Genomic DNA, 18,130 nt, shown 5'->3' with positions numbered 1-18,130 from the left:
CCTTCACCTCAGATTCCCTAAATTATCTTATTTAGCATTTATCCTATTCAGTTTCACTATCATCTTTTAATTATTATGTTGAAACAAACTATGGATGCCTTTAAAAATCAATAAGACACATTAGTAAAACACATGTCACTTCTATTCAAATTAACATAACTAAGCCTCTGTTAAGGCTACTGAAATACCAATGTCAAAATCCGAAGAAATATGTACTTGGCTAAAATCATTTGCCTTTTTTCATTTTTTTCAAGAAATGGATTTTCCATCTATATACTCTTTGTAAATCATCTTAGCAAATCAAGCAATACAAAATTCGATTTATCAAGAATAATCAGAATTTTCAACTTTGTTGTATCTGATACATAAAACCCTTCTCCTCGTTATCAATATCGACTATTACTAAACCATACATTGTGCTATAAGAAGAATTATTCATCTTGAAATGAGTCATGAAAAGGGAAGTTCGTATAGTCTTAAGCCCTCACAACGAGTTTCACGGAGAAAGTACCCGTATGGCAACACTTGTATCAAGTCTTTTCAAGCCATTTTATAAAAAAGCAGTATATCGCACACAATATGTTACATTTGAACAAGCAAATCCATGGCGGCATTAAAATTCCCGAAACAACAGCAGATTTAAATTTTTCGTGGCTAAAATACTAACTCAAATTCAAAATTTCCCTTGCACTTTATAGAATTTAAAGGTTTTGATAGTAAATACGGTTATATGTAATACAAAAAAGGATAGATAAGGTATGTATTTTCTACCTATCTATCCTTCTCTTTTAATAAAATAAATTATGCTAGTTTATTATGACTTACTTCATTACCTCATATATATTTTCAGTATGATATACTTCACAAATATAAAATAAGCAACTACAGTTCCTTACAATTTGATATTTTCTCGTAGGGTATATACTAGATTGTAATAAACATCCATCAAACAGTTCGATAATATTTCCGGAAGGTTGATACCCTTGATATAACATATTTTTTCTTATATCCATTCCCTCAATTAGCTTTTCAACTGGTACGTCTCCAGCTTCTAATCCTTTCACAATTTCACTCGGTAAAAGTGAAGTATCAGCAAAAATTAGATTTTCAGATAACACCTTCTCCTTATAACTAACGGACGAAACTCTATACAGGAATGTCCCATTTGTATCAAAAAAGCTTTTTGCTTCTTTTGGAATACATTTCCAATTTAGTATTTCTTGTTCCACAACATTGAACTGAACCGTATCTTTCACGATATTTTCTAAAGATGAAATAGATGATGCTTCTTTAGAAAACAATAGATCCTTAACAACTTTAACTGCTGTAGCATCAGTCAATCCTCTTCTTCTATTTTCCACTACTAACATGACTAACACCTCTTCTATATTTATATAATCCAACTACTGAAGCAAACACTTTCACACTATGTCTCTGTAAAACACTCCTTCTATTCAAACATGACTCTCTATTAATGAAGAAACTTACTATCTTGCAATAACTTTCCTGCATCAAGTTGTCTCACTTCTGTTACCTCTTTGTTTAATAAAGCTATTGAAGCAACATAGCCTGAACCAGGCTGCAAATCCCTCAAAGTTGTCGTTTCAACAAGCTGTGGCCGATCCTGAAAAACAAAGAGTTCCGGCAAATGATCTGGCGCTGATACAGTTAGGTTGGAGGGAGATACCATTAACCCTTCTCCAGTAGCCTTAAGTATAGCTTCCTTCCGTGTCCAATAAGTTAAAAAACCTTCAACTTGTCTTTCGGCAGGCAGTTTCATTAACTGAGCAGTTTCGATTTCTGTTAATACCCCTACTGCCATTTTAAGTACATCAATATTCGAATTTACTTGTTCTACATCGACGCCAATTGGTGCCGATGTTGTAAACGCGACAGCAATTCGTTCTCCTGAATGTGACACAGATAGCTGCGGCATGCCCACAGGTAATTGTGGACGCCCATGTGCTAACTTACAAACTGAACAAGTTCGATCAATTGGCACTTGAAGCGGAGACATTGCGAGTTGTTTCCCTAGTACTAATCGACTAATTGCACATCCAATCATAAATCTTGCTCGGTCGTCAGAATGATGGAACAAATTTGCTTTCTCACGCTCGATTTCATTTAGTAAATGATAGTGCCAAGGTTGCAAATCTGAAATTCGAGCCCACCATACTTGACAATGATGACTTCTTAGCTTTGGTACTGAATCTACAAGCTCCCAATCTTTCATAAATACGCTCCCCTTTTCATATCCAATACTCATACTAAAAAAAGTATGGAATCTATTCCAGTTTTCCAGCAAATATCTCCACTAGCCATTCTCATTCTCTTTCAACATCCCTATTGTTAGGGAAAAACCTACCCAGATTTATTATTATACCTAGGCAGGTCCTTCCTCTGTTATTTACCTGCAGCTGCTTTTGAATGAGATTCATTTGATTGAACTGCTGTTTTTTCCTTTGGTGTAGCTATTGCATCCGCATCACGAATACGTAATGCAAACAATAATGCAATGCCTAGAAATGCAGCTGCACCAAGCAAAGCTATTTGATACGCTACAATACTAGCACTCTCATTTCCTGCCTCACTTACATTATGATTGCCAAAAGCGGCTAGAAGACTGGCAAGAATTGCAACACCGATGGCGGAACCTAATCGATTTTGCACATTAAAAATAGTTGTCGCCCTCCCCATTGAAGACGGATGAATGTTATGAAAAGCTGAAAATTGTACAGCTCCTACAGAGTGACCTAGGAAAAATCCTATGCCGAATAGTAGCGTACGGACTAACCCAGAGTTTGTTTCTTGATCCACGAAGCTTAAGGCAACAAATATGATTGCTGAACACAACAATCCAAGAGAGATTAACTTACGTGGTCCAAGCTTTTTATACGACCAAGGCACAATTTGTGAAGAAATCATGAGTCCAATCGCTTCTGGAAATGTAGTAAGGCCTGTTTCTAGCGCCGACGCATGTAATACATTTTGATACATAAGCGGGAATACAAATAACATCCCAAGTAACCCGGCAGCTGAAAATAAGGAAATGAGACTCATATTCCGAAATAATCGATCTTGCAGCAAACGTAAATCTAGCATTGGCTGCTTCACTCGCAGTTCAACAAAGACAAAGAGAATAATAAGCAAAAACCCACCTAATCCTGTCCCGATGATCTCTAGAGAATTCCAGCCGTTTGACGGTCCTTGACTCATTGCATATATCAACATTGCAAATCCTGGTGCGGAAAGCAGAAAACCAGGTAAATCGAACCGCCCAGCAGTTTTTTCAATATGCTCGCCTAAAAATAGCGCACCAATTAGTAAAGCTACTATTCCAAACGGTAAATTAATATAAAATGCCCAGCGCCAAGACATATGATCCACAAAGAAGCCACTAACAATCGGCCCTATTGCTGGTGCAACAGCAATAGGCAACACGATAAATCTAGAAATCTTCGGTCTTTCTTGTGGTGAAAATGTTCGAAATAACATGGCCATTCCTACCGGAGTCAATAACCCTCCGCCAGCCCCTTGTATAATACGGAATACATTTAAGGCAGTAATATTATCAGCAATTCCGCATAACGCAGAAGCTGCTGTAAATATAGAAAGTGCAATTAGAAATACTCGCTTCGTACCAAACCGATCTCCAAGCCAACCAGAAATAGGTAAAACTACGGCAAGACTTACTAAGTATCCAACATTGACTGTCCCCATTGCTGCAGGTGAAACTTGTAGTTCATGACTAATTGTTTGCAAAGCTACATTTACAATCGTTGCATCCATAGCAGCCATAAACATAGCAGTTATATATACAACAGTAACAACAACTTTTGGATTCAGCTTCAAATTCATTACTACTCCCCTATTAAAACGTATTCAAGTGAGTGAATACTCTTTGGCTGCATATCACTCCAATGTAATTCGATATACGAAAGACAAGCTTGTCTACTATCTTGTTCATGAACAACATCCCATCCAGCTGGTACATCTAGAAAGGCTGGCCAGACAGAATGCTGGCCTTCCTCATTTACTAACACTTTATACATAAAGCTGTCGTTTTCAAATGGATTCGTCATACTTTCCTTACCCCTTTCACCCTTTGCTGTCTATTAGCTAATACTTGTCCAATTTCTGTAAGTGGACCTGGCTGACATAAATCTTTATGGCGGCAATCAATATCATATTGTTCAATTTCCCCATCTATATAGCTAAGCCACGTATCTGGAGAAATCGGATCAAACCATTCTGGTATAATTGTTGATCTAAAGAATACAATATTCCCGCGGAATTGTTTTGGAACATATTTCCCTAACAAACCAACAGAATTTACATATGTTTCTTTTAAGTTTAAAATTGTTTCTTCTTCTAGACTCGCTAACGCACTATCATCCTTGCGAAGTATCTCAATAGCGTTTTCCATATCAAGCGTTTTCCCGTCCATGTTATCTGGGTCGTATCCACCTAATGCAAGTAAGGCAATAAGTGCTTCTTCCTCAGTAGGTGCTTCTGTATTTGGTAAAAAGTGACCAGGATAAGAATCCAGCATAACAAGTAGTTCAACTTCTTCTCCTTGATTTTGCAACTGCGTTGCCATTGCATGAACAACATTTCCGCCAAGAGACCAACCTAACAATCTGTACGGCCCATATGGCTGTATTTCACGAATGTGCTCAAGATAATCAGCAGCCATTTCGTCTAATGATTTCGGAAGTTCTTCACGTTTTGCAATACCGCGTGCCTGTACACCATAAATTGGATGATCGCTTCCTAAAGACTTCATTAATCCGGCATAACACCAGCTAAGTCCACCTGCTGGGTGTACACAGAACATCGGTAATTCCTCACCATTTGTTCTTAATGGCAAGATTACATCGAGCGCACTTTGGCTCGTCCCCATTTCAAGTCTTTCGGCAAGACCTGCAACTGTCGGTGCTGCAAATAAACTACCAATACTTAACTCTACTCCTAACGCTTCCCTAATCCGGCTCATCAACTGCACCGCAAGTAAAGAATGACCACCAAGATCAAAGAAACCATCATCAATACCAATTCGAGGTACATGCAAAACTTCTGTAAATAAATCACATAAAATTTCCTCTTTTGGTGTTCTCGGTCCACGGCTTATCGTAGATACAGTGAATTCAGGTGCCGGTAATGCTTTACGATCTAACTTACCATTTGGCGTTAGAGGCAATTCACTTATCATAACGAAAGCATACGGTATCATATAATCAGGCAAACTAAGTCCTACATATTGGCGCATTTCAGCTGTATCAATGTTTACTTGCTCTGACGGAACAATGTAGGCGACTAGGCGCTTATCACCCGGCTGATCTTCACGTACAATGACAGCAACTTGTTCCACATGAGGATGCTGCATAATAACCGCTTCAATTTCACCTAGTTCAATTCGGAATCCACGAATCTTAATTTGATGATCAGCCCGTCCCATGTAATCTAATGTGCCATCTTGACGCCAACGTGCTAAATCTCCTGTACGATACATTCGAGTACCTGGTTTCCCATATGGATCTGCGATAAATCGCTCTGCCGTTAAACCCGCACGACCTAAATATCCACGGGCAAGTCCTGCTCCTGCAACGTACATTTCCCCCACCACTTCCGGTGGTACAGGCTGTAAGTAGTTATCTAATACGTATACTTTAAGATCTGGTATGCTACATCCAATTAAGCTGTTTGCTCGCAAGGATACAATGTTTTGATCAAGCTCGATATAACTTACATGTACAGTTGTTTCTGTAATACCATACATATTAATAAGCTTAGGTGCGTTTTCTGGATGACGACTATACCAATCTTCTAGACGGCTTAATTCCAATGCTTCTCCGCCAAAAACGACATATCGTAAGGAAAGCTTCTGCCCTAATTGGACATTTTCACGATCTGCTTGCATAAGCTGGTAAAACGCTGATGGTGTCTGATTTAAAACTGTTACTCTCTCCTGGACAAGCAGATTTAAAAATTCTCTAGGCGAACGACTGACTGTATGCGGCACAATAACTAAACGTCCTCCATACAATAACGGTCCCCAAATTTCCCAAACTGAGAAATCAAACGCGTAAGAATGGAACATTGTCCAAATATCATTTGAATCAAACTGGAACCAATGATCCGTTGCTCCAAATAACCTTACAACATTTTGATGAGGAATCATTACACCTTTTGGTCTGCCAGTTGAGCCTGATGTATAAATTACATAAGCGATGTGTAAAGGTGATAGCGGCTGTATTCGTTCCGCATTTTCGATATTCTCTTCACTATATTTGTTTACTATCTCCATTGTTTTTGGATCATCTACTACAATCGCTTCGGTTTCTTCACTCTCTATCGTCACTTTTGTGTTCGTAAGCATACAAATAGGCTTCGCATCACTTAGCATGTATGAAATACGATCTGATGGATAATCAGGATCTAGCGGTAAATATCCCGCTCCCGCTTTCAAAACGGCTAACAAACTCACGACCATATCAAGCGATCTCGGCATCGCCAAAGCAACCATTTGCTCTGGACCTACTCCTTTTTTAATTAACAGACGTGCAAGTTTATTCGATTTCTTATTTAACTCCGCATAACTTAGCGTAGTATCCTCAAATACGACAGCGATTGCATTTGGTGTTACATGCACTTGTTTCTCAAATAATTCCGGCAAGGTCATTTCAGGCGCAATTTGAAAACCGCCATTCCATTTTTCAAGTATTGTTTGGCGCTCTTCTTCATCCAAAATTTCTAATCGTCCAATAGATTGTTCTGGATCTTTCACTACGTCTTCTAATAAATGAATGAAACGACTCATAAGTTTCAGAGCTGTCTCATGCTTAAATAAGTCTGTACTAAATTCAAGTAAACCGTGTAGTCCATTTGGCTGACCTTCAGACGTACTACGTTCACTTATTTCTATCGTCATATCAAACTTCGAAGAACCAACACTCTTAATCTCAAGATGCGTTTCTAAATTCGGTATATCAAGTGTAGCTTCTGGTGTATTTTGAAAAGCTAGCATAATTTGAAATAGTGGATGACTATTTCTTGAGCGTACAGGGTTTAATACTTCAACAAGTCGTTCAAACGGAACATCTTGATTTTCATATGCCGAAAGATTAACTTTACGCACCCTACTTAACAGTTCACTAAAGCTAGGATCTCCAGATGTATCTGTACGTAAAACGAGTGTATTTACGAACAATCCAACAATATCTCCAAGCGCATCATCATTACGCCCAGCAATTGGACTACCTATTGGAATATCCGTTCCTGCTCCTAATCGTGTCAGTAATGCAGCCAGTCCCGATTGCAGAACCATAAACAAGCTAACACCATTTTTACGGGCGATCGCTAATAGTCGTTCATGTAACTCTTGATTCACATAAAAATCTATCGTTTCTCCGCGATAGCTCGTTTCCAGAGGACGCGGATAATCTGTCGGTAACTCCAGTTGATCTGGTAGTCCCTTCAACTCTTCTTTCCAAAACTCAATTTGTTGTGAAATAAGACTATCTTGCGCACTCTCATTTCCTAATAGTTCTTGTTGCCAAAGAGCATAATCGGCATACTGTACTGGCAGTGACTTCCACTGGACTGATTCCCCTTTACAATGAGCTTGATAAGCAGCTGCTATGTCTCTTGCCAACGGATTCAATGACCATCCATCTCCGACAATATGATGCAACAATACAAGCAACACATGTTCATCCCGACTTATTTCAAAAAGTTCCATACGAATCGCTGGCTCTTCTGCAAGATTAAAGCTATATCTTACAGCTTCAGCAAGTACATTAGGTAATTCTGACTTAGTTGTAGGCGTAACAATTAGAGTAGGATTTGCCTCATTTGTCTCTAAAATTTGTTGGTGCGACGTACCAAGCATATTAGGAAAAATAGTACGAAGTGTTTCATGTCGATCGACAATATCATAAAACGCAAATTGTAAAGCTTCGCGATTTAATTCACCAGACATTCGAATAACGACTGGAATATTGTAAGTTGGGCTTGGACCTTCTAAGCAGTTCAAGAACCATAAACGACGCTGTGCAAAAGAAAGAGGAACTTCTTTTGGACGCGCTACTTTCTGAATAGCCGGTCTTGCACTTTGCGCGCTATCTAATTGTTTAGCAAGTTCAGCGACTGTAGGTGATTCAAATAGTTTTCCAATGCCTAATTCAACGCCTAACGTTTCACGAATACGTCCCATTAGCCGAGCAGCTAACAGAGAATGTCCGCCTATTTCAAAGAAATTATCATCGATTCCAACCCGCGCTATGCTAAGCACTTCTGCGAATAAATCACATAAAATTTCTTCTTGTGGATTTCTAGCGACACGTTCACTAACAAGTAAATTAAAGTCAGGTGCTGGTAACACTTTTCGATTAATTTTTCCGTTCGGTGTTAATGGCAATTCAGACATCATCATAATTGCTGACGGTATCATATAGCCTGGTAGACTCTCTGCTGCATATTCTCGAATTTCTTTAGAATCAAGATTTCTTCGAGCATCATGTACAATGTAAGCAACTAAACGTTTATCGCCAGGTCGATCTTCTCGAACAATTACAACGACTTGCTCAATATGAGGGTGCTGAGATAATACCGTTTCCACTTCAGATAACTCGATACGGAATCCCCTAATCTTAATTTGATGGTCAGCGCGACTCACATAATCTAACGAACCACCCTGACGCCACTTAACAAGATCGCCTGTGCGGTACATTCGTGTACCAGGTTTCCCAAATGGGTTTGCAACAAATCGTTCAGCTGTTAATTCCGGTCTTCCTAAATATCCATTAGCAAGCCCTGTACCAGAGATGTATAATTCACCCACCACTCCAGGTGGTACTGGTTGTAACCCAGCATCTAGTACATACACCTCCGTATTCCAAATCGGTCTTCCAATAGAAGGTGTACCACTCTCTTCTTCATTCATATCCATGAAAGTTGACCAAATTGTTGTTTCAGTTGGTCCATAAAGGTTGGTAACATGACAATTTAGTTCTTTTAACCGCGACGCGAGATTTGATGAAAGCGCCTCACCACCAACAAGAACTGTAAGTCCTATTAATCTTTCTGGATAGTCTGTTACAAGCGCATGCCAAAGTGTTGGGGTAGCTTGCATAATTGTAATGTTTTCCTTTTGTATAATCTCTGTTAATGCTGACGAATCTTGAACCGTTTCTTTCTGTGCAACTTGAACACTTGCTCCGCTAATAAGTGGCAAATAAATTTCTAAAGCGGAAATATCAAAGGCAAAAGTTGTAACAGCTAACAAACGGTCATTTGTATGCAATGCGAATTGATCTTGCATTGCCAATAAAAAGTTACTTAAACTTTGCATTGGCACAACTACACCTTTTGGCCTACCTGTTGATCCCGAAGTATAAATTGTATATGCAGGATTTAAAAGTGCTCCGTCATCCAACGCATCTAAGTTATTTTTCGGGTATCCTCTTAACGCCTCTTTTGTATCTTTATTATCAAGTACGATTCTTTTTGTATGATCCTCATTCGGTAGATTAGCCAAAATAGAAGAATGTGTTAAAATACAAGCAGGCTGGGCATCGCTTAGTATATATGTAATTCGATCCTCTGGATATTCTGGGTCAATCGGTAAATAAGCTGCTCCCGTCTTCAGAACTGCTAACATCCCGATAACCATTTCGACAGATCTTGGAAATGCTAACGCTACAAATTGCTTAGATTGAACGCCCTGTTCTAATAAGAAATGAGCAAGGCTATTTGCTTGTTCATTTAATTCTTTATACGTAAGTTCTATTCCATCACATATTGCAGCAATAGAATCAGGATATTTACTTACTTGTTTTTCAATAAGGGCAGGTACGCTTATAAACGAACTGTCTTTCTTCGTTTGATTCCATTCTACTAACACTTTCTTGCGTTCCTCATGAAGTAAGAGTGCTAGTTTTCCAATCGGTGAATCTACTTGAATTTCCGATATTTCTGCCAGAAGATTCACAAATCTTTCCTTGTGAGCTAGTAGTTCTCCTAAGTTATATACTTCAGGATTTCCGTCAAAATGAATCTGTAAGCCATTCCCCCCAAACTCATTTGACACATTTATTGATAGATCATCAACCGGTCCTGCTGAAAGATTATATTTCATCCCACGATTCCCTGCAAAATTCAGACCATAATCAAAAGGCATGACGTTAACCATTGGGCCAAATAATCTCTGGTTTTCTCCCAATAATTTAAGATCCCTACGTAATTCTTCATGACGATACTTATGATGAAGACGTATATTACGAACTTCATTAGAAACCTGTTTTACCACTTCAGTAAAACTCATATTAGAACGTATAGATAATCGAAGTGGTACTACATTCATAACCATACTAGGAATATGAATTGACGCTGACCCTAAGCGCCCCATCATTGGTAAACCTAAAATGACATCCTCCGCACTCGTTAACTTATGTATATAGATAGCAGTTGCAGCGATGATAAGATCCGGCCAATTCGCCTTACACCCATGGGCAACTTTTTGCAACGACTCTGCATGTAAACGAGATAAATGCGCTGTTTGGCGAAGAAATCCCTTCGATGTTCTAGGAGCACGTTCCGCCAAACTTACTACTTCTGGTCGATCTTGGAATCGTTCTAGCCAAAAATTGCGATCTTTCTCAAATTGCTCTGACGCTCGGTACGTAGCGTCCTCCTCTAAAACGGTATGTAAAGAACCAAATGGTCTTTCATCATATGATTGATTATTCATGAATGCCGTATATACTTTTGCTACTCGCTCTGCAAGTAACGAAAACCCATAGCCATCCATCACAATGTGATGGATGCGCTGATACCAGAAGAAACGATTAGAATCAACTTTAAAAAGCGCCTCTGTATACAGCTTGTCCTTTTTCAAGTTAATTGGTGTAGATAAATCTGCTTTCATCCACGCTTCAGCTGATTTTTGAGGATTCTCTTCTTTACTAACATCGATAATATGCATATGAAATTCAGGAGAAGCATCGATGGCTTGCCATGGCCCCTTTTCATCTTCTTCAAAATGGACATGTAAAGATTCAGCCTCCATTACAACTTTACGCACAGCTAATTCAAATATTTTCACATCAACTGAACCATGTATTTCTATATACTCACCCGTATTATAAATTGGATTTTCTGGATCAAGTTGCTGCGCAAACCACATCCCCGTTTGCGCACCCGATAATGAATAACGAATCTTTTGACAATAAGACATTCGTATTTACCCCTTTATCTATCTGTATTTAACAGCATCTTTTCTTCTTGAGAGGATAACAATTTAAACCAATCATAAATTGTTGGACGCTCGGCCAAATCTGCGAATGTAACTTCTACACCTACCTGACGCCATTTTTCTACTAAACTCATAATTCTAACTGAGTCGAGCCCTCTATTTAATAAATCTTCATCATCCCCAATATCTTCTGGTGATTCACGAAGCAATTCAGCAACTTGTTCACGCACTGCTTGTATTGTGAAACCTGTATTCTCTTCCGCCGTAGCACTTTCTTTTACACTCTGTAAATCTTCTAGTAATATATTCGTTGTCATAGTCACTGCACAGCGATCAGATGCATACTGCAAAGCTTGTTTATGATATTCTTCTGAAAAATCAGCAACTGCATCAGCAATGAAAAATGGTTGTATCCCGTCCATAAATGCTTCACATGCTGTTAACAGGCATCCAATGTGTGCATACACGCCGCAAATAATAAGTTGATCTCGCCCTTGTTCATGTAAAATTTCTAAAAGATTTGTTTTTTTGAACGCACTATATCTCCACTTTGTCAGAAAAATATCATTCTCATCAGGAGTGAGCTCATCTACAATTTTTTGCTTATGAGGCCCTTCAGGAATACCTGATCCCCAGAAATCTTGTAATAATCCTCTTTGCTCTAACGTTTGTCCACCTGGTTGTGCAGTATAAACGACAGGAATACCAAGCTCCTTACATGTTTTTCTAATCAATTGCATATTTGAAATGAGTTCTACTCTTGGTGATTCCTCTGCCTGATATGCATCTAGAAAGTACTCTTGCATGTCATGAATAAGAAGAACTGCACGTTTTGGATCTGGCTTCCATGTTACTTTATTACTTGGTAAATCTGATTCTAATGGCATTTTATATACTGAGATAGCTGGAATAGCCATCTAACCACTTCCTTCCGAATGTTTTGAAATTTCCATTTAAAAAATTATGCATTTATAGTAGATTTCAATTTTTCCGCGATTGCTTTTCGCAATTCCTTTTTACTCACTTTTCCGACACCAGTTTGTGGAAACGATTCGATAAATTCGATACGATCTGGAATTTTATATGCAGCAATCCCTCGGTTTCTTACAAACATTTTCAAATCTCCTACAGTCGGCGCTTCCCCGCGGGCGATTACGAAAGCACAAGTACGTTCACCTAAATAATCGTCTGGCATAGATACAATTGCAACATCATGTACCGCTGGATGAGCCAACAAATGATTTTCAACTTCTTCCGCTGCAACTTTCTCGCCGCCACGATTAATCTGATCCTTATCTCGTCCTTCAACTACTAAATATCCATGCTCATTTATTTTGACAAGATCACCTGTACGGTAAAAACCATCCGGAGTAAAGGATTTCGCATTATGTTCTTCAGCTTTGTAATATCCACGAATTGTATATGGACCGCGGGTTAATAAACTCCCAACTTGTCCAGGTTCCACCTCATTATCATCTTCATCAACGACACGAACTTCATCGAACTGTGACATTGGTCTTCCTTGCGTATGAATTATGATTTCTTCTGAATCATCAAGTCTTGTGTAATTCACTAGCCCTTCAGCCATCCCAAAAACTTGTTGTAATGTACAACCGAATGTTGGACGTATACGCTTCGCCACTTCAGCGCTAAATTTTGCCCCACCTACCTGTATGACCTGAAGGCTTGACAAATCGTTATGGCGTGATGCTTTTGCATCAAGCCATACCATCGCAAGCGGTGGTACAAGAGCGGTAATTGTAACGCGTTCTTTCTCAATAAGAGAGAACGCTTCATCTGGACTTCCCCCAGAAGCGAGAACGATTCGCCCTCCTGCATATAACGTCCCAAGAATTCCTGGTGAACTAAGGGGATAGTTATGTGCAACTGGAAGAACAGCAAGATACACACTCTCTTGATCCAATTTACAAATTTCAGCACTTACTCGTAGGCTATAAATATAGTCATCATGTGTTCTTGGAATTAATTTAGATAACCCTGTTGTTCCGCCCGACAATTGCAAGAAAGCTACATCGCTAGATTTCACTTCCAGTTGTTCAATTGGATCTATATAAAGATCATGTAATCCGACAAATTCCTCTTCCTCTCCTGCCACAATGACATGTTGTAGCGTTGGAACCTTCTCCTTCACTTCTCTAGCAAGCTTACGATAATCAAATCCCAACTGCTTATCTGCGATAATATAAGCAGTTGCTTCAGAAAATTCACAGAAATAACTTATTTCACTACTACGATGGGACGGCAAAGAAAAAACTGGAAGTGCCCCAATTCGAAAGAGTGCAAAGCATACTTCAACAAACTCTATAATATTAGGTAACTGAAGAACAACGCGGTCTTCTTGTTTTATCCCTAACTTCTGAAATCCTGCTGCTAAACGGTCTACTTTTCTATCGAGTTCAGCATAACTTACATGTTGATCTCCACTTGTAACAGCAATTCGATCACTATATTTTTCAGCACGTTCTCTTAACATCATTCCAAATGTTTCTCCGCGCCAACAATCATTCTTTCTATATCGATCAGCAAATTCTTTTGGCCACTCATGGCATCCTGTTAACATCTTTTATCCCTCCAGCGCTTCTACTCCGTTAAGAAATGAATCCCTAGCTGAGTAAAACTTTACTTTATTTCAGCGACTCATCATTCAATCCCATAGCTCGCAGCATTGTGCGGAACTTAGCTGATGTTTCAGCTAGTTCATCTTCAGGTTTTGATTCCGCAACGATACCAGCTCCTGCAAATAAACGAAGTGAATTTTCTTCAACTTCTGCACAGCGAATTGTCACAATCCATTCCCCATCGCCATTTAAATCGCTCCAGCCAAGCATTCCAGTGAAAAACTCTCGATCAAACGGTTCAATTTCTTGAATTGCTTTCATCGCTTTTTCCATTGGCGTCCCGCAAACAGCTGGTGTCGGATGAAGTGCAAGTGCTAATTCTAATGACGAAACAGATGCGTCAAGTAATTCTCCTCTTACTTCTGTCGATAAATGCCACATCGTTTCACTATTTATTACTGATGGTTTTTCCGGAACATGTAACGTACGACAGTATGGACGAAGTGCTGCCGCTACTGCTTCAACGACTACAGCATGTTCATGTAAATCTTTAGCTGAAGAAAGCAACTCATCTGCTCGTCTTTTATCTTCTATAGAGTCTTCGCTTCGAGGTCTAGAACCTGCAAGCGGATTAGAAATGACTTGCATCCCATTCCGTGAAACAAGTAACTCTGGGCTCGCTCCTATAAGTGTACGACTACGCTCCTCATCATTCGGTAAATCTACCGCAAACGTATATCCGTGTTTATTATGCTGTGCTAAATCACAAAGTAACTTTTGAATATCCACTTGTTCTGGAGACTTTAAATCCAATGATCTGGATAGAACGATTTTTTTAAAATCACCATCCTTTATTTTCGCTACTCCTTGTTCTACACCATGCATATATTCTGAAGGTGCTGGAACAGGTTTCATTTCATATGTAAATGCAGGTGACTGCTTGGTTTGATTTGTAGCATCAAATTGCAATCGATCAGCAATTCTACTCTCCTCTGGTACAATGAGCTGTACAGGTTTTGCACGATCAAAAGGAAACGCTCCTACAACAATAGGATTATGATGTCCAGCTTGCTTCGCATTACTTAGTACAGCATGAACCAACTCAGGAAAATTTTCAGCCTGGTTATGTTTCACTGTAGTAAATGTCCCTTCAGCAAGTATCGTGCGGTATGGTGAAGCAAAAAAGAATGAAGACCCAGCTTTATAATCATCTAGTAATTTTGTCGCTAATTCTTTTAAAGCAGTTGTATGATTCATCATTTTAAAGCCTCCTATATGTCATTTAGATTCCTAAAGTAGCACCGCCATCAATACATAAATTATGCATTGTAATATGGCTTGCTTTATCTGACGCTAAAAATAGAACTGCTTCAGCAATCTCAGAAGGAGTTGCTATTTTTTTTAATGGAATTCCTAATCTATATGTATCTTGTGAGCCCGCAATAATCTTCTCGGCACCATTCTCCTCATTCCAAAGTTGTCGCTGCATCTCTGTTTCAGTTGAGCCTGGTGAGACTAAATTACAACGAATACCATATTCCGCAAGTTCAAGACCAAGACATTTCGTAAACATCGTTGCAGCAGCCTTCGACGCTACATAAGCAGCCATTTCCATTCTAGGTACACTCGCCGCATTCGATCCTACAGTAACAATTGCACCAGATTTACGTGACATCATCCGTTTACTTACTGATCGAGAAACATAAAACACACCTGTAGCATTTACAGAAAACGTCTTGTCCCAATCTTCATCACTTAAAGAGTGAATGGCATTCATCTTCAAAACACCAGCAACGTTAACTAAAATATCAATCGGGCCCATCGTATCCTCGACCTGATTTACGGTTTCTTCCACCGCTACACTATCACTCACATCTAAAGCGAACGCTTTCAGGCGATTTCCTCTTGCTTCATGATAATCCGAAAGCTTATTGAGCCCTAGCATATTTTGATCAACCGCTGCGACTTTTGCCCCTCTTTCCGCAAGCATATTTGCTACAGTTTCGCCAATCCCTTGTGCTGCTCCAGTAACGAAAGCAACCTTCCCTTCAAATTCCCCAAAGTTCATATTCTCAATTCCTTTCCTTACAACGAATTGATTCGCCTTAACTTTTGTGTATTTTCAAAGATGCCCTTCATTTCTCTTCAAAAATATTTAAGCAAGTTGTATCAAACGAATATAATGATACTGATAATCATTATCATTATATTTACAAAAATCATACACACATTAAACTGATCAGTCAAGTATAATTTAACTGAAATTTCATATACATTCTCTCCACAATACGTATCTATTACAACGTGAGAATGATTTTCATTTTCTCCTATCACAACGAAATGATAATGTTTCTCAATATCTTTGTCAATCTTTTTTTATTTTTCAGATAAAACATTTTATTATCTCACCATACTAATCTACTAAATAAACCTTTACATATATTGCACTTCCCCTGTAATATCTACAGAAATCTTACATCAAAAAAATGAATTAAAACCCAAAAGAACATTTATAAATTTCAAAATAATCCACATAAAAATATCGAATATACAATAAACTCCATTTAATTTCATTTAAATTTTCTCAACAAATTTCTAAAAAATAATTAGAAAAAACTTTCAAACTAGATCATGAATATAAATCGATACATCTCTGTTGATTTTCTGACATATAAGTCGCAGCTATGAAAGTAAACGAAAACCTACACTCATTTTCTCTTTTTATTTTCACTTGGCATGGAGTTAAAAAACCCCTTTTATGCATAGGCAGATGTTTTCTTCTACTGAAAAATTAGGTTTTACCTCCTTCAACTGAATAACTGGCTCCAAGAATCCCAGATCAAAGTCGTTAAAATCCGTTACATTATATGTAACACCCCATCTGTCACTCACAAACAGATGGGCTGTTTCGATTGAAGAAAGCAGGCATCCTCTACTTACTATATAAAAGCACTTGATTCTCCTACAATACGATCAATATATCTAACAATTTCACCTTTCTAATTATTTTACAGTTCAATCTAATGAAATTTGTTATTCCAGTTTTACTACATTGATATTAGCTCCAGTTATATTTCTAGCTCCACCAGATGTGTTATTTAATGTTAATATATTCGGTCCTGCTCCGGTATTTATTACTGAACTGGAAGATAATGAAAATGAGGCTGTAGTAGGTAAACTCCCTAATCCTGATATAGTACTTTGCGTTCCTTGTACTAGGGTTCCATTCAATTGAAATTCTAATTGTGCATTTCCTCCAGCTTCTATATTAGATGTAGCTTCATAAGCAATAGAATAAGTCTGATTCGGTGCTAACGTGATATCTGTTGAACCTGGGACATGCGTAATTGCTGTTCCATTAATAGTAAGATTGGTAGCTAAAGGAACAGCAGCCCCTGCCGCAACAGTTACAGTAGGTGCATTAACTATGGCAGCATTATTTGCTGTTACTAATGGACCGGTCGGGCCGGTTACTCCCGTTGCTCCCGTTGCCCCTGTTGCTCCTGTTGCTCCTGTTGCACCAGTGTCTCCACTTGGACCGGTTGGGCCGGTTGCTCCTGTTACTCCCGTTGCACCAGTGTCTCCTGTTACTCCCGTTGCTCCGGTTGCACCCGTTGCTCCTGTGTCTCCTGTCGCTCCCGTTGCTCCGGTGTCTCCACTTGGACCGGTTGGGCCGGTTGCTCCGGTTACTCCCGTTGCTCCGGTTGCTCCCGTTGCTCCCGTTGCTCCGGTTGCTCCCGTTGCTCCGGTGTCTCCTGTCGCTCCCGTTGCTCCTGTGTCTCCACTTGGACCGGTTGGGCCGGTTGCTCCTGTTACTCCCGTTGCTCCTGTGTCTCCTGTCGCTCCCGTTGCTCCGGTGTCTCCACTTGGACCGGTTGGGCCGGTTGCTCCTGTTACTCCCGTTGCTCCGGTGTCTCCTGTCGCTCCCGTTGCTCCTGTGTCTCCACTTGGACCGGTTGGGCCGGTTGCTCCTGTTACTCCCGTTGCTCCTGTGTCTCCTGTTGCACCCGTTGCTCCTGTGTCTCCTGTTGCACCCGTTGCTCCTGTGTCTCCTGTCGCTCCCGTTGCTCCTGTGTCTCCACTTGGACCGGTTGGGCCGGTTGCTCCGGTTACTCCCGTTGCTCCTGTGTCTCCTGTTGCACCCGTTGCTCCTGTGTCTCCTGTCGCTCCCGTTGCTCCGGTGTCTCCACTTGGACCGGTTGGGCCGGTTGCTCCTGTTACTCCCGTTGCTCCTGTGTCTCCTGTCGCTCCCGTTGCTCCGGTGTCTCCACTTGGACCGGTTGGGCCGGTTGCTCCT

General features: G+C 39.7%; 9 protein-coding genes and 1 pseudogene. All 10 read right to left on the bottom strand.

Annotated features, from left to right (window positions below; genetic code table 11):
- Positions 1 to 821 precede the first annotated feature (821 nt).
- A complete protein-coding gene (locus tag ACX5JI_RS21970) occupies positions 822 to 1,370 on the bottom strand; it encodes a cold-shock protein (protein ID WP_459503148.1) in 549 nt (182 codons plus the stop codon).
- 101 nt (positions 1,371 to 1,471) lie between these two features.
- Positions 1,472 to 2,233, bottom strand: coding sequence for a 4'-phosphopantetheinyl transferase family protein (locus tag ACX5JI_RS21965; RefSeq protein WP_459503147.1), 762 nt, complete (start codon positions 2,231 to 2,233; stop codon positions 1,472 to 1,474).
- 170 nt (positions 2,234 to 2,403) lie between these two features.
- Positions 2,404 to 3,858 carry an MDR family MFS transporter gene (locus tag ACX5JI_RS21960; protein WP_459503146.1) on the bottom strand — a complete coding sequence of 485 codons (1,455 nt, stop codon included), beginning with the start codon at positions 3,856 to 3,858 and terminating at the stop codon, positions 2,404 to 2,406.
- A gap of 2 nt (positions 3,859 to 3,860) precedes the next feature.
- Positions 3,861 to 4,082, bottom strand: a complete 222-nt coding sequence (locus ACX5JI_RS21955) for an MbtH family protein (protein ID WP_459503145.1) — start codon at positions 4,080 to 4,082, stop codon at positions 3,861 to 3,863.
- Positions 4,079 to 11,236, bottom strand: coding sequence for a non-ribosomal peptide synthetase (locus ACX5JI_RS21950; protein WP_459503144.1), 7,158 nt, complete (start codon positions 11,234 to 11,236; stop codon positions 4,079 to 4,081). The genes ACX5JI_RS21955 and ACX5JI_RS21950 overlap by 4 nt, the downstream gene beginning before the upstream one ends.
- A gap of 14 nt (positions 11,237 to 11,250) precedes the next feature.
- Positions 11,251 to 12,171, bottom strand: a complete 921-nt coding sequence (locus ACX5JI_RS21945; protein ID WP_459503143.1) for an isochorismatase family protein — start codon at positions 12,169 to 12,171, stop codon at positions 11,251 to 11,253.
- A gap of 44 nt (positions 12,172 to 12,215) precedes the next feature.
- Positions 12,216 to 13,835 carry a (2,3-dihydroxybenzoyl)adenylate synthase gene (locus tag ACX5JI_RS21940; RefSeq protein WP_459503142.1) on the bottom strand — a complete coding sequence of 540 codons (1,620 nt, stop codon included), beginning with the start codon at positions 13,833 to 13,835 and terminating at the stop codon, positions 12,216 to 12,218.
- Between the two features lie 64 nt (positions 13,836 to 13,899).
- Entirely contained in the window at positions 13,900 to 15,090 is a 1,191-nt protein-coding gene (gene dhbC, locus ACX5JI_RS21935; protein ID WP_459503217.1) for an isochorismate synthase DhbC, read from the bottom strand.
- A 25-nt stretch (positions 15,091 to 15,115) separates the two neighbouring features.
- Positions 15,116 to 15,901, bottom strand: coding sequence for a 2,3-dihydro-2,3-dihydroxybenzoate dehydrogenase (locus ACX5JI_RS21930; RefSeq protein ID WP_459503141.1), 786 nt, complete (start codon positions 15,899 to 15,901; stop codon positions 15,116 to 15,118).
- 965 nt (positions 15,902 to 16,866) lie between these two features.
- Positions 16,867 to 18,130 (bottom strand): annotated as a pseudogene (locus ACX5JI_RS21925) (hypothetical protein); the annotation flags it as partial.

It is taken from the genome of Bacillus sp. C1 (assembly GCF_054570475.1).
The sequence above is the reverse complement of the archived record's forward strand: the minus strand, read 5'-3'. Positions and strand labels throughout refer to the sequence as shown.